This window comes from Arsenophonus apicola, from assembly GCF_020268605.1.
In the GTDB taxonomy this organism is placed as follows: Bacteria; Pseudomonadota; Gammaproteobacteria; order Enterobacterales; family Enterobacteriaceae; genus Arsenophonus; species Arsenophonus apicola.
In genome coordinates, this window is the sequence record NZ_CP084222.1 from 3,073,908 (window position 1) to 3,087,641 (window position 13,734).

8 protein-coding genes, 1 tRNA gene, 2 rRNA genes and 1 riboswitch are annotated in these 13,734 nt (G+C 43.8%); of the genes, 2 read left to right on the forward strand and 9 right to left on the reverse strand.

Annotation, left to right across the window (positions count from 1 at the left end; translation table 11 throughout):
- Positions 1–3: 3 nt before the first annotated feature.
- The 3 genes from LDL57_RS14630 to LDL57_RS14640 form a co-directional block, all read right to left on the reverse strand.
- Positions 4–3,077 (reverse strand): 23S ribosomal RNA (locus LDL57_RS14630).
- Between the two features lie 371 nt (positions 3,078–3,448).
- Positions 3,449–3,525 (reverse strand) — tRNA-Glu (locus LDL57_RS14635).
- A gap of 87 nt (positions 3,526–3,612) precedes the next feature.
- Positions 3,613–5,149, reverse strand: a 16S ribosomal RNA gene (locus LDL57_RS14640).
- The 16S and 23S rRNA genes sit together here with 1 tRNA gene alongside, the layout of an rRNA operon.
- A 641-nt stretch (positions 5,150–5,790) precedes the next feature.
- Here LDL57_RS14640 and purH point away from each other — a divergent pair.
- Complete coding sequence (purH, locus tag LDL57_RS14645; RefSeq protein WP_225506361.1) at positions 5,791–7,380, forward strand: bifunctional phosphoribosylaminoimidazolecarboxamide formyltransferase/IMP cyclohydrolase; 1,590 nt, start codon at positions 5,791–5,793, stop codon at positions 7,378–7,380.
- 16 nt (positions 7,381–7,396) lie between these two features.
- Positions 7,397–8,680, forward strand: coding sequence for a phosphoribosylamine--glycine ligase (gene purD, locus LDL57_RS14650; protein WP_180558661.1), 1,284 nt, complete (start codon positions 7,397–7,399; stop codon positions 8,678–8,680).
- Positions 8,681–8,685: 5 nt separating this feature from the next.
- Here purD and LDL57_RS14655 read toward each other — a convergent pair whose 3' ends face one another.
- From LDL57_RS14655 to nudC, 6 genes are all read right to left on the reverse strand, one after another.
- Complete coding sequence (locus LDL57_RS14655) at positions 8,686–9,387, reverse strand: DUF1481 domain-containing protein (RefSeq protein WP_225506379.1); 702 nt, start codon at positions 9,385–9,387, stop codon at positions 8,686–8,688.
- Between the two features lie 5 nt (positions 9,388–9,392).
- A complete protein-coding gene (locus LDL57_RS14660; protein ID WP_180558665.1) occupies positions 9,393–9,665 on the reverse strand; it encodes an HU family DNA-binding protein in 273 nt (90 codons plus the stop codon).
- A 221-nt stretch (positions 9,666–9,886) separates the two neighbouring features.
- On the reverse strand, positions 9,887–10,474 hold the full coding sequence (locus tag LDL57_RS14665; protein WP_180558660.1) for a YjaG family protein: 588 nt from the start codon (positions 10,472–10,474) through the stop codon (positions 9,887–9,889).
- Positions 10,475–10,548: 74 nt separating this feature from the next.
- Positions 10,549–11,217 carry a deoxyribonuclease V gene (gene nfi, locus LDL57_RS14670; protein ID WP_180558659.1) on the reverse strand — a complete coding sequence of 223 codons (669 nt, stop codon included), beginning with the start codon at positions 11,215–11,217 and terminating at the stop codon, positions 10,549–10,551.
- Positions 11,218–11,393: 176 nt separating this feature from the next.
- On the reverse strand, positions 11,394–12,458 hold the full coding sequence (gene hemE, locus LDL57_RS14675; RefSeq protein ID WP_180558664.1) for a uroporphyrinogen decarboxylase: 1,065 nt from the start codon (positions 12,456–12,458) through the stop codon (positions 11,394–11,396).
- Between the two features lie 107 nt (positions 12,459–12,565).
- Complete coding sequence (nudC, locus tag LDL57_RS14680) at positions 12,566–13,357, reverse strand: NAD(+) diphosphatase (protein ID WP_180558658.1); 792 nt, start codon at positions 13,355–13,357, stop codon at positions 12,566–12,568.
- Positions 13,358–13,532: 175 nt separating this feature from the next.
- Positions 13,533–13,650, forward strand: a riboswitch (TPP riboswitch).
- Positions 13,651–13,734: the final 84 nt, after the last annotated feature.

Sequence of the window (13,734 nt, forward strand, 5' to 3'; positions counted from 1 at the left end):
TGTCAGGTTAAGCCTCTCGGGTCATTAGTACTGGTTAGCTCAACGTATCGCTACGCTTACACACCCAGCCTATCTACGTCCTCGTCTCGAACACCCCTTATAGGACATTACTGTCAGGGAAGACTCATCTTGAGGCAAGTTTCCCGCTTAGATGCTTTCAGCGGTTATCTCTTCCGCACTTAGCTACCAGGCGATGCCATTGGCATGACAACCTGTACACCAGTGGTGCGTCCACTCCGGTCCTCTCGTACTAGGAGCAGCCCCCCTCAATCTTCCTTCGCCCACGACAGATAGGGACCGAACTGTCTCACGACGTTCTAAACCCAGCTCGCGTACCACTTTAAATGGCGAACAGCCATACCCTTGGGACCTACTTCAGCCCCAGGATGTGATGAGCCGACATCGAGGTGCCAAACACCGCCGTCGATATGAACTCTTGGGCGGTATCAGCCTGTTATCCCCGGAGTACCTTTTATCCGTTGAGCGATGGCCCTTCCATTCAGAACCACCGGATCACTAAGACCTACTTTCGTACCTGCTCGCGCCGTCACGCTCGCAGTCAAGCTGGCTTATGCCTTTGCACTAACCTCACGATGTCCGACCGTGATTAGCCAACCTTCGTGCTCCTCCGTTACTCTTTGGGAGGAGACCGCCCCAGTCAAACTACCCACCAGACACTGTCCTCAGCCCGGATTACGGGCCCAAGTTAGAACATCAAACATTAAAGGGTGGTATTTCAACGTCGGCTCCATGCGAACTGGCGTCCACACTTCAAAGCCTCCCACCTATCCTACACATCAAGGCTCAATGTTCAGTGTCAAGCTATAGTAAAGGTTCACGGGGTCTTTCCGTCTTGCCGCGGGTACACTGCATCTTCACAGCGAGTTCAATTTCACTGAGTCTCGGGTGGAGACAGCCTGGCCATCATTACGCCATTCGTGCAGGTCGGAACTTACCCGACAAGGAATTTCGCTACCTTAGGACCGTTATAGTTACGGCCGCCGTTTACTGGGGCTTCGATCAAGAGCTTCGCCTTACGGCTTACCCCATCAATTAACCTTCCAGCACCGGGCAGGCGTCACACCGTATACGTCCACTTTCGTGTTTGCACAGTGCTGTGTTTTAATAAACAGTTGCAGCCAGCTGGTATCTGCGACTGGCTTCAGCTCCATGGGCGAACCACTTCACCTAACGCCAGCGTGCCTTCTCCCGAAGTTACGGCACCATTTTGCCTAGTTCCTTCACCCGAGTTCTCTCAAGCGCCTGAGTATTCTCTACCTAACCACCTGTGTCGGTTTGGGGTACGATTAATGGTTACCTATCGCTTAGAGGCTTTTCCTGGAAGCCGGGCATCAACTACTTCACCACCTTAGTGGCTCGTCATCACGCCTCAGTGTCTTGGTCATGCGGATTTGCCGGCATAACCCACCTACACGCTTAAACCGGGACAACCGTCGCCCGGATAGCCTAGCCTTCTCCGTCCCCCCTTCGCAGTCACCCTTAGTACGGGAATATTAACCCGTTTCCCATCGACTACGCTTTTCAGCCTCGCCTTAGGGGTCGACTTACCCTGCCCCGATTAACGTTGGACAGGAACCCTTGGTCTTTCGGCGAGCGGGTTTTTCACCCGCTTTATCGTTACTTATGTCAGCATTCGCACTTCTGATACCTCCAGCAGACCTCTCAGTCCACCTTCGACGGCTTACAGAACGCTCCCTACCCAACAACATTGCTGTCGCTGCCGCAGCTTCGGTGCATGGTTTAGCCCCGTTACATCTTCCGCGCAGGCCGACTCGACCAGTGAGCTATTACGCTTTCTTTAAATGATGGCTGCTTCTAAGCCAACATCCTGGCTGTCTAAGCCTTCCCACTTCGTTTCCCACTTAACCATGACTTTGGGACCTTAGCTGGCGGTCTGGGTTGTTTCCCTCTTCACGACGGACGTTAGCACCCGCCGTGTGTCTCCCGTGATTACATTCTTCGGTATTCGGAGTTTGCATCGGGTTGGTAAGTCGGGATGACCCCCTAGCCGAAACAGTGCTCTACCCCCGAAGATGAGTTCACGAGGCGCTACCTAAATAGCTTTCGGGGAGAACCAGCTATCTCCCGGTTTGATTGGCCTTTCACCCCCAGCCACAAGTCATCCGCTAATTTTTCAACATTAGTCGGTTCGGTCCTCCAGTTAGTGTTACCCAACCTTCAACCTGCCCATGGCTAGATCACCGGGTTTCGGGTCTATACCCTGCAACTTGACGCCCAGTTAAGACTCGGTTTCCCTACGGCTCCCCTATGCGGTTAACCTTGCTACAGAATATAAGTCGCTGACCCATTATACAAAAGGTACGCAGTCACCCCATCCTCAAATGTCCCGCTTGTCTTTGCGGCCAATCTTGTCCGCTTTTTTAACTTCCGCTGCTCGTGTACTTTTAGGTACACTGCGCTGCGGCTTGAAAAAACCGAACAACCTTGTTGGCAAAGCCTGCGCTGTTATTGTGATGGTATGCCATCACCCAACTGCCGAGGCACTTGAGTGATGGGGCTCCCACTGCTTGTACGTACACGGTTTCAGGTTCTTTTTCACTCCCCTCGCCGGGGTTCTTTTCGCCTTTCCCTCACGGTACTGGTTCACTATCGGTCAGTCAGGAGTATTTAGCCTTGGAGGATGGTCCCCCCATATTCAGACAGGATAACACGTGTCCCGCCCTACTCTTCGAGCTCACCATACTAACATCTTCGGATACGGGGCTATCACCCTTTATTGCGCGCCTTTCCAGACCCTTCTCCTGATGCTAATATCGATGCTGACTCTGGGCTGCTCCCCGTTCGCTCGCCGCTACTGGGGGAATCTCGGTTGATTTCTTTTCCTCGGGGTACTGAGATGTTTCAGTTCCCCCGGTTCGCCTCGTTTGACTATGTATTCATCAAACGATAGTGCATTAATGCACTGGGTTTCCCCATTCGGACATCGCCGGCTATAACGCTTCATATCAGCTTACCGACGCTTTTCGCAGATTAGCACGTCCTTCATCGCCTCTGACTGCCTAGGCATCCACCGTGTACGCTTCATTCGCTTAACCTCACAACCCGAAGGTGTCTTTATTTCACTATCATTCTGATAGGTTATGGCTGCGCGTACAGTAATTCTTTGTTGGGTAGTGCTCGCAATGCTCACGTACTTTTGTACGCTGCGCTTGCTGCGCGCTGGCCGCCTCGAATTCCTGACTGCTCGCTCATAACGCCTGCCTTCCTGACTGTGATGACACTTCACGTTGGAGTATTGAGAGTTCTCCACATTATTTTCTCAATAATGTGTGTTTCAATTTTTAGCTTGTTCCAGATTGTTAAAGAGCATAATTGTTAAACCAACTCGTTGAATTGGCTTAATCATTATCAAGTAAAGCACCGGCTTCACACATCGGTTCATGCGCGGCCTTTCTAATCACCGAAGTGGCGTCCCCTAGGGGATTCTGAACCCCTGTTACCGCCGTGAAAGGGCGATGTCCTAGGCCTCTAGACGAAGGGGACTACAAGGTCTTCAGTCAATCTTAGATTGGCTTTACTCTCATCTTCATCAGACAATCTGTGTGAACACTCACATTCCATCTATCTCGGTAAGGAGGTGATCCAACCGCAGGTTCCCCTACGGTTACCTTGTTACGACTTCACCCCAGTCATGAATCACAAAGTGGTAAGCGCCATCCCGAAGGTTAAGCTACCTACTTCTTTGCAACCCACTCCCATGGTGTGACGGGCGGTGTGTACAAGGCCCGGGAACGTATTCACCGCGACATGCTGATCCGCGATTACTAGCGATTCCGACTTCATGGAGTCGAGTTGCAGACTCCAATCCGGACTTCGACGTACTTTCTGAGTTCCGCTTCCCCTCGCAGGCTCGCCTCTCTCTGTATACGCCATTGTAGCACGTGTGTAGCCCTACTCGTAAGGGCCATGATGACTTGACGTCATCCCCACCTTCCTCCGGTTTATCACCGGCAGTCTCCTTTGAGTTCCCGACCGTATCGCTGGCAACAAAGGATAAGGGTTGCGCTCGTTGCGGGACTTAACCCAACATTTCACAACACGAGCTGACGACAGCCATGCAGCACCTGTCTCAGCGCTCCCGAAGGCACGCCTCTATCTCTAAAGGCTTCGCTGGATGTCAAGAGTAGGTAAGGTTCTTCGCGTTGCATCGAATTAAACCACATGCTCCACCGCTTGTGCGGGCCCCCGTCAATTCATTTGAGTTTTAACCTTGCGGCCGTACTCCCCAGGCGGTCGATTTAACGCGTTAGCTCCGGAGGCCACAGTTCATGACCACAACCTCCAAATCGACATCGTTTACAGCGTGGACTACCAGGGTATCTAATCCTGTTTGCTCCCACGCTTTCGCACATGAGCGTCAGTCTCTGTCCAGGGGCCGCCTTCGCCACCGGTATTCCTCCACATCTCTACGCATTTCACCGCTACACATGGAATTCTACCCCCTCTACAAGACTCTAGCTAACCAGTCTTGAATGCCATTCCCAGGTTAAGCCCGGGATTTCACATCCAACTTAATTAACCGCCTGCGTGCCCTTTACGCCCAGTAATTCCGATTAACGCTCGCACCCTCCGTATTACCGCGGCTGCTGGCACGGAGTTAGCCGGTGCTTCTTCTGTCGCTAACGTCAATTGCTAAGAATATTAACCTTAACACCTTCCTCACGACTGAAAGTACTTTACAACCCGAAGGCCTTCTTCATACACGCGGCATGGCTGCATCAGGCTTGCGCCCATTGTGCAATATTCCCCACTGCTGCCTCCCGTAGGAGTCTGGGCCGTGTCTCAGTCCCAGTGTGGCTGATCATCCTCTCAGACCAGCTAGAGATCGTCGCCTAGGTGAGCCTTTACCCCACCTACTAGCTAATCTCATATGGGTTCATCCGAAGGTGTGAGGCCTAATGGTCCCCCACTTTGCTCCTTAGAGATTATGCGGTATTAGCCACCGTTTCCAGTGGTTATCCCCCGCCTTCGGCCAGATCCCCATACCTTACTCACCCGTCCGCCGCTCGCCGGCAAGAAAGCAAGCTTTCTCCCGCTGCCGCTCGACTTGCATGTGTTAGGCCTGCCGCCAGCGTTCAATCTGAGCCATGATCAAACTCTTCAATTAAAAGTTTGATGCTCAAAGAATGTTTTACTGGCCGTAACGCTTCTTTTTGCCGCTTTGTCGACGTTTTAACGCCTTCGCTGTGGCCCAAAATCACGTTACTGCTTATTAGTTCATATATGAATTAACTGTTTTGTCACTCTTCAAGACTTAATCTTCAAATAGTTTTTGATGATGTCTTGCGAGTGCCCACACAGATTGTCTGATTAATTGTTAAAGAGCGTGCGACCCAGGTCGCGAGGTGGCGTATATTACGCTTTTCACCTGTAAAGTCAAGTAGTTATTTCTACTTTTCTTTACCCTAAGTCGATAAAATCCTCTTTAATTGATTCGTTCTATCCTGACTCAGTGGGGGCGCATTATAGGGAGTTTTAAATTGCTAGCAAGCTTATTTTGCATAATTTTGTTCAATTGATTAATTAAACAGCAAAGCGTTATATTATACCGAATTATTAACAGAGTTATCCACAAAAATAAAATGATAAAAATTTAGCGAAATACGCAAACGTTTGCGTTACAATTGCGTTTGAAACAAAAAATATTTAATTGAAATCTGTTATTTTTGAATATCATTTGTAATTGCAAATAGCCATAAAATTTAATCGATGTGTTAAAACATTTTATTATTCCAAGGGATCTATTTCATGTCACAACTCCGCCCTATTCAGCGTGCTCTACTGAGTGTTTCTGACAAAGAAGGTATTGTTGAATTTGCCAAAGCTCTATCTCAACGTAAGGTTGAACTTATCTCTACTGGCGGTACAGCTAAATTATTGCTAGCGGCCGGGTTAACGGTTATAGAGGTTTCTGATTATACAGGATGGCCTGAAATGATGGCTGGCCGCGTCAAGACACTTCACCCAAAAGTACATGGCGGTATTCTTGGCCGGCGCGGGCAAGATGATGAAATAATGCAACAACATCATATTAGGCCAATTGATATGGTTGTTGTTAATCTTTACCCTTTTGCTGAAACTGTTGCCAAGCCAGATTGTACGCTGGATAATGCTATTGAGAACATTGATATTGGCGGACCTGCCATGATCCGTTCTGCCGCAAAAAATCATAAAGATGTTGCTATTGTAGTTAATAGTCTGGATTATCCCAAAATCATTCAAGAGATGGATAATCATCAAAACTCGCTAACTGACAGGTTTCGCTTTGACTTGGCAGTTAAAGCTTTTGAACATACCGCAGCTTATGATGGAATGATTGCTAACTATTTTGGTAAGTTAGTACCTTCTTATTATGGCCCAGAGAACCAGCCTTCAGGTAAATTTCCTCGTACATTAAACCTAAATTTTATTAAGCAGCAGGATATGCGTTACGGCGAAAATAGTCATCAAGCTGCTGCTTTTTATATCGAAGAAAATAGAGTCAAAGCCTCTGTCTCTACAGCAAGACAGCTACAAGGTAAGTCGCTTTCTTATAATAATATTGCTGACACTGATGCAGCCTTGGAGTGCGTAAAAAGTTTTTCCAAACCTGCATGTGTCATTGTCAAACACGCTAATCCTTGCGGCGTTGCAATCAGTAACGATATCTGTACCGCTTATGATCATGCTTTCAAAACTGATCCTACCTCAGCATTTGGTGGTATTATTGCATTTAATCGTGAATTAGATGCAAATACGGCTAAAACAATTTTTGAGCGCCAATTTGTTGAAGTCATTATTGCCCCCACTGTCAGTGACGCTGCCCTAGCAATACTTGCAAGTAAGCCGAATGTGCGTGTTCTGGCATGTGGCCAATGGCATTTTGCAGTTGCGAGTTTAGATTTCAAACGCGTAAATGGCGGTTTATTAGTGCAAGATCGCGATCTAGGCTTAATTACCAAAGCTGATTTGCGTGTTGTTTCTAAGCGTCAGCCAAGCGAACAAGAGATAGAAAATGCGCTGTTTTGTTGGCAAGTGGCCAAATTTGTAAAATCCAATGCTATTGTTTATGCCAAAAATAATATGACAATCGGTATTGGCGCTGGACAAATGAGCCGTGTTTATTCAGCAAAAATTGCAGCATTAAAAGCACAGGATGAAAGTTTGGAACTTGTCGGATGTGCAATGGCATCTGATGCTTTCTTTCCATTTCGAGATGGTATTGATGCTGCCGCAGCAGCTGGCATAACCTGTGTTATCCATCCGGGTGGTTCAATTCGTGACGATGAAATCATAGCTGCAGCTAATGAACATGATATGGCGATGATTTTTACTGATATGCGCCATTTCCGCCACTAATTTAGAGAGCAATAGCATGAATATTTTAATTATTGGCAATGGTGGTCGTGAGCATGCTTTAGCATGGAAAGCAGCACAATCACCTCTTGCTGACAAGGTTTATGTTGCACCCGGTAATGCCGGCACTGCATTAGAAAAAAAACTAACCAATATTAATATTGCAGTAACCGATATTGCTGGATTAGTCGATTTTGCCAAAAATAATAATATTGGTTTAACGATCGTTGGACCAGAAATCCCCTTAATCCTCGGTGTAGTTGATGCTTTTCAAGATGCCGGTTTAACGATCTTTGGTCCTAGTCAAAATGCAGCACAGTTAGAAGGCTCTAAAGCTTTTACGAAAGATTTTCTTACTCGTCATCATATTCCAACCGCCACTTATCAGAACTTTACCGAAATTGAACCCGCTCTCGCCTACTTAGACAAAATGGGCGCCCCGATTGTTATTAAAGCGGATGGGCTAGCCGCAGGTAAAGGGGTCGTTGTTGCTATGACCTTAGAAGAAGCAAAAAATGCTGTTCTGGACATGCTCGCCGGTAACGCCTTTGGTCAGGCGGGTCATCGTATTGTTATTGAAGAGTTTCTTGACGGTGAAGAAGCTAGTTTTATCGTAATGGTTGATGGTGAAAATGTCATTCCCATGGCAACAAGTCAAGATCATAAGCGTGTTGGTAATAATGATAGCGGGCCAAATACGGGTGGCATGGGCGCATATTCTCCTGCTCCTGTTGTCACAGACATTGTTCATCAGCGTATAATGGATCAAATTATTTATCCTACAGTACAAGGTATGGCGCTTGAAGGGCGGCGATATCAAGGCTTTTTATATGCAGGATTAATGATAGATAAACAGGGAAACCCAAAAGTTATTGAATTTAATTGTCGATTTGGAGATCCAGAAACCCAACCCATCATGATGCGCTTACAATCTGATTTGGTAGCACTCTGTCTGGCCGGCGCAAAAGGAGAGTTAGCGGGTAAAATATCATCTTGGGATGATCGCCCTGCTTTAGGTGTTGTCATGGCGGCTGAAGGCTATCCGGCCAATTATCGCAAAGGTGATATTATTCACGGGATCACGGATAAATTAGCGGAAAAGTGCAAAATTTTTCACGCTGGAACAGAATTAAAACAAAATCAGGTTATCACTACCGGTGGCCGTGTACTGTGTGTTACCGCCCTTGGCAATACTATTCTTGATGCCCAAAAAACAGCTTATCAGCAAGCAGCAAAAATATCCTGGATCGGTTGTTTCTATCGGGATGATATCGGTTATCGAGCACTGGCTCGTTTAAAATAAAAGATTTAAAGTTTGTCTTTGGTTGGCGCCCATAGACAAAAATCCTCATTGGCAACGAGTAATAACTCGTTGCCTGCTGGTGCTTCTAGCCAAGCAATAGCTAAGTCACCGCTACTCGTCTTCGCTCTTTGCAGCAACCTATTTTCAGCCTGAGCAGTAAACGATATATTACGTTTTTCACCGCTACAAGTTATAATTTGCCCTTCACGCCAATACCCTTGATAGAGATGAACATTACCAGCAATAAGAGTGGTGCTCAACTCAATTAAACGGTCTGATTCAAAGCGCCAGCGAACAATATCATCCTCAGTTAGAGAAACTTTGTTATCATTTACTCTGCGCTGCATAAAAATAACATGGTCATTTTGATCAAATCTTAGCTGTTGTTGTTCTTTATTTTTATAGTCAAAAGATTGATGTCGAATTTGCCAAAGTTTACCTTGACGATATTCAAAAAAAGTAATGGTCGTATTTTTTCCTTGATAAGGACTATATACCGCAACGATTACCTGAGGGTTACTGTTTTGATCATTTAAGCGCCATAGCCTAACGACGCCAGCATCGGAAATAAATCCACTTGCGCTAAATTCGGGGATTTTAGCTTGATTGGTGCAAGCGCCAAGCAGCGAAGCAGCACCAAGTAAAATGAGGATACGCCCAATCAATAAAAGGGGTTTAATACCCCCTCTGAATATTCTATTTGGCAATTGAATTACTTAACTGCTTCTTTCAGTGATTTTCCAGCAACAAATACTGGTACATTAGCCGCTTCAATTTTGAGTTCTTCGCCTGTTTTAGGATTACGACCAATACGTGCAGCACGATGATTAGTCCTAAAAGTACCAAAACCAACGAATTGCACTTGCTCACCTTCTTTCAGTGCATCTGTAATACATTCGATGAGTGCTTCTAAGGCATTTTTAGCTTGAGTCTTATTCAGGTTTGCTTTTTGCATGACATATTGAACTACATCACCCTTTTTCATGGTCTCATTTACAGTCTTATTCATAAGTTATCCTTACACAGTGTGTTTATCATTTGCATAGCATCGAGTACGTTGGATATGTAGAACTTATTAATTCTTAATATACGTCCCGAAAGCACTCCTCTCCGCCTTCACAGTAGAACATAGTACGGGCGAATGTGAAGCGTTAAAAGTCAGCATTTATGGTACCAAATCACGTTTTTAAACACTATGAACGGAAATTAGGTAACCTTAATGCCAATATTGCTGATCCCTACTTCACGGAGGTCGGATTTTAATCCTTTAATCAGCGCTACATCCCGCTCTTCACAAGCGGCAAGTAAACGGTAGATCTCCCATTGAATATCCCATTCTTCTTCAATGGTAAGCAATTCTTTCAGTTCTTCATCAGACATCTCTTTACCTGTCCGAGTCATCTCAAACATTGCAATAGTTCGAATCGAAATTTTACTTACTTCAATAGCACCGTCTAATGTTTCCCCACTTAAGTAAGAATGAATTATTTCACTTAAAGCTATACATGCATCAATAGCAGGATGGACGCCGTATATATCAAAATCATTTGCGACGGGAATAATTTCCTCTAATTTTTCCAACTGATTATCAAAATCAATTTTACTATCTTTAATAATTAGCGATTCCCAAATTAAATCTAAAATAATACGATAACGTATTGGATTTAAAAAGCTCGTTTGTTTACAAAACAATTGATAATTAGGATACATACGCTCACACAAACAAGCCATGAAAGTGATATGCTGCCAACTATTTAATTTTGCCAACCTCAAATGAATGGGGTTTCTTAACATCAAATTTCTACTCACTTGCGTTTTACGCTGAAGTTTACCTGAAAATCAATAGGTTCCACATATTTTAACTTTAATTATGCCAAATTCTGTTTTATTCGATTAAAAAACGCTCTATTAGAAGCGATTCCATCAGCCCAACGAGTAGGTTCTGGTAAACGATAACCTTTAATACACCGCTTAACCCATAATAATGAAGCGTCTAAACTGATTTTATGCCCAGGTGAGATATAAAGTGGTTTACATCTTTTTTTACTACGAAATACCCAACCAATTTGTTCATTATTATCATTCAACGGTTGGCAGCTTTCCACTATCTCATCTAAAGCTTCATGGTGACCACATAGACGTTTTTTCGCTATACCAATCGTTGGGATATCTAATAAAAGCCCCAAATGACTAGCAACCCCAAAACGGCGAGGATGGGCAATTCCTTGGCCATCAACCATGATAAGATCAGGCTTATGTTGCAGTTTTTCCCAAACAGCCAGTAGGGCAGGATACTCTCGGAAAGAGAGTAAACCTGGAATATAAGGGAATTCAGTGGGGATACGAGCAATATGATATTCAACAATAGCAAGTGAAGGCCAACGCATAACAACCATTGCGGCTCGGGTTACACTTCCTTTTTCTTCAAATCCAACATCAGCACCAGCAATAAGATTAGGAATAACAAAATTATCCGTAAGAATAATTTGTTTAGCTTTTATGGCCTGTTCCTGACGTAATAATTTAGTATCAATCATATTTATTTTTACTTAAAAAAAAATTTTATATAAATATATTTTAATATTTGTTTTATAACACAAAATATAAAAAAATATATTTAAATAATTGTAAATATTCAATTTCGATTTAATAATCAATAAAAAAATATAAAAATTAATATTTATTGCTTTTTCTTTCTTTGGATAAACCTTACTTATTGATGATATTGTTCTGATAATTTGTGTACTGAATTAATAAAATTTTTAACATGTTCAGGTGGAATGTCCTGATGAATGCCATGACCTAAATTAAAAACATGGCCACTACCTTGACCAAATTGCTTTAAAATAGTTTTAACTTCAAGCTCAATACGTTCTTTTGATGCATATAATATGGAAGGATCCATGTTTCCCTGTAAAGCCACCTTATCTCCTACCCGAGAGCGAGCATCTTCAATATCTGTCATCCAGTCGATACCTAACGCGTCACAACCGGTCGCAGCCATTGCCTCTAACCATTGACCACCACCTTTAGTAAATAATGTAACCGGAACTTTATGACCTTCATTTTCTCGCAATAGAGCATCGATAATCTGATGCATGTAATGTAAAGAAAATTGATGATAATCACGCCCAGTTAATACACCACCCCATGTATCAAAAATCATCACTGATTGAGCACCCGCCCGTATCTGAGCATTTAGATAGAGAATGACACTTTGGGTCAATTTATCCAATAATAAATGTAACGCTTTTGGCTCGGTATACATCAGCTTTTTAATATGGGTAAAAGCCTTACTACTTCCACCTTCAACCATATAAGTTGCCAATGTCCATGGACTACCCGAAAAACCGATTAATGGCACTTTCCCTTGTAACGCCTTGCGAATAGCGCGTATGGCATTCATTACGTAAACCAATTCTTGTTCTGGATCAGGAATTGGCAGTTTCTCTATATCAGCCAAACAGCCAATCGGACACTGAAACTTAGGCCCTTCTCCGGCTGAAAAATATAGACCTAGCCCCATCGCATCAGGAATAGTAAGAATATCTGAAAAAAGGATTGCCGCATCTAATGGAAATCGATGTAGAGGTTGTAATGTCACTTCACAAGCTAACTCGGTATTTTTACACAGTGAAAGAAAATCACCGGCTTTCTGACGAGTTTCTCGATATTCAGGTAGATAACGGCCTGCCTGACGCATCATCCATACTGGAGTTTTATCAACAGGCTGCCGTAATAGCGCGCGTAAGTAGCGATCATTTGTTAATGCAGACATCATTAGCTCCATTAAATGGCAATAAAAAATTGCCATTATCATCGTGTATTTGCCTTTTTATTGTTGCCTAGATGTGCAACAGCTTTGTTATAGCGTGATTAATATTGTTATTTATATAAGTTATAATTCTCTTGTCGACATAAAGCCAGTGTATCTTCAATTAACCGGCGAGCAATGGTATCAGGAGGCGGTATCTGCGGTAATTTATTATAATGATACCAATCTGCACTAATTAACTCATCAGGATTAGCCTGTATTTCACCACTAACATAATCAGCTAGAAAACCTATCATTAATGAATGAGGAAAAGGCCATGGCTGAGAAGCGACATAACGAATGTTACTAATGACAATATTACTTTCTTCTTTTACTTCCCTTTTCACCGCTTCTTCAATTGTTTCACCTAGTTCAACAAATCCGGCTAAGACTGTAAATATTGGCTTTTTTTTATGGCGGCGATGTTGTGCTAATAAGATATGATCAGCACGCCGGATAGCAACAATAATACAGGGCGCAATTTGTGGATAATAGCGCTCATGACAATGACCACACAAGCATGCCCATTCAGTTAAGCTGGTTGTCATTTTGTTGCCGCAATAGCCGCAATAATGGTGTGAGCGGTAAAATTCTGCCAGTTGAATACCTCGTCCAACCAGTTTAAATAGCCCCCCATCTTCATTGGCAATCCGTCGTGGTGAACACATATCTGTTGGTGATTTTGCCATAATTAACCAAATCGTTTCCGCCTGCCATTCACCAATAGGGAGAGCCTCTTTTCCTATTAGTGACCAAAATTGGGCTGAACCTTTCGGTAAATCACCATTTGGTAACCAAATTCGACCGCCAAAACTAACAACCCACCAACCTGTTTCTGTTCCGGCTAATTGTTTTCTAATCATATAGCTCAGTTCTTCTATATTTTATTGTTCGGTGAATTTTAAAAATATGTCTTGCTTGATCCTAATTAATATAGGCTAACCCATTTTCATCAATATCGAGTAACTATTCTGACTAAAGGTTGTTTGATGAAGAAGTTATCCATTGCAGTTTTCATTATCTCTCTTATATACTGGCATTATCTTGTCGGAGTGCCTAGTAGGTTTAACAATATCTACAGGCTGAGACCGTTAATTCGGGATCCGCGGAACCTGATCAGGCTAATACCTGCGAAGGGAACAAGAGTAATCAACCTGCGATTATGACTTATCAAAAGTAAGTAGCGCAATTATTATACTATTACTCTCACCGAGCTCCAGACAAGCAATTTCTCAATACA

Bases quoted from the DNA above. Each gene is read 5' to 3' on its own strand.
- nfi (WP_180558659.1), bottom strand. From the start codon at position 11,217: ATGATTGATACTAAATTATTACGTCAGGAACAGGCCATAAAAGCTAAA.
- purH (WP_225506361.1), top strand. From the start codon at position 5,791: ATGTCACAACTCCGCCCTATTCAGCGTGCTCTACTGAGTGTTTCTGAC.
- LDL57_RS14660 (WP_180558665.1), bottom strand. From the start codon at position 9,665: ATGAAAAAGGGTGATGTAGTTCAATATGTCATGCAAAAAGCAAACCTG.
- LDL57_RS14665 (WP_180558660.1), bottom strand. From the start codon at position 10,474: ATGTTAAGAAACCCCATTCATTTGAGGTTGGCAAAATTAAATAGTTGG.
- purD (WP_180558661.1), top strand. From the start codon at position 7,397: ATGAATATTTTAATTATTGGCAATGGTGGTCGTGAGCATGCTTTAGCA.
- nudC (WP_180558658.1), bottom strand. From the start codon at position 13,357: ATGATTAGAAAACAATTAGCCGGAACAGAAACAGGTTGGTGGGTTGTT.
- hemE (WP_180558664.1), bottom strand. From the start codon at position 12,458: ATGTCTGCATTAACAAATGATCGCTACTTACGCGCGCTATTACGGCAG.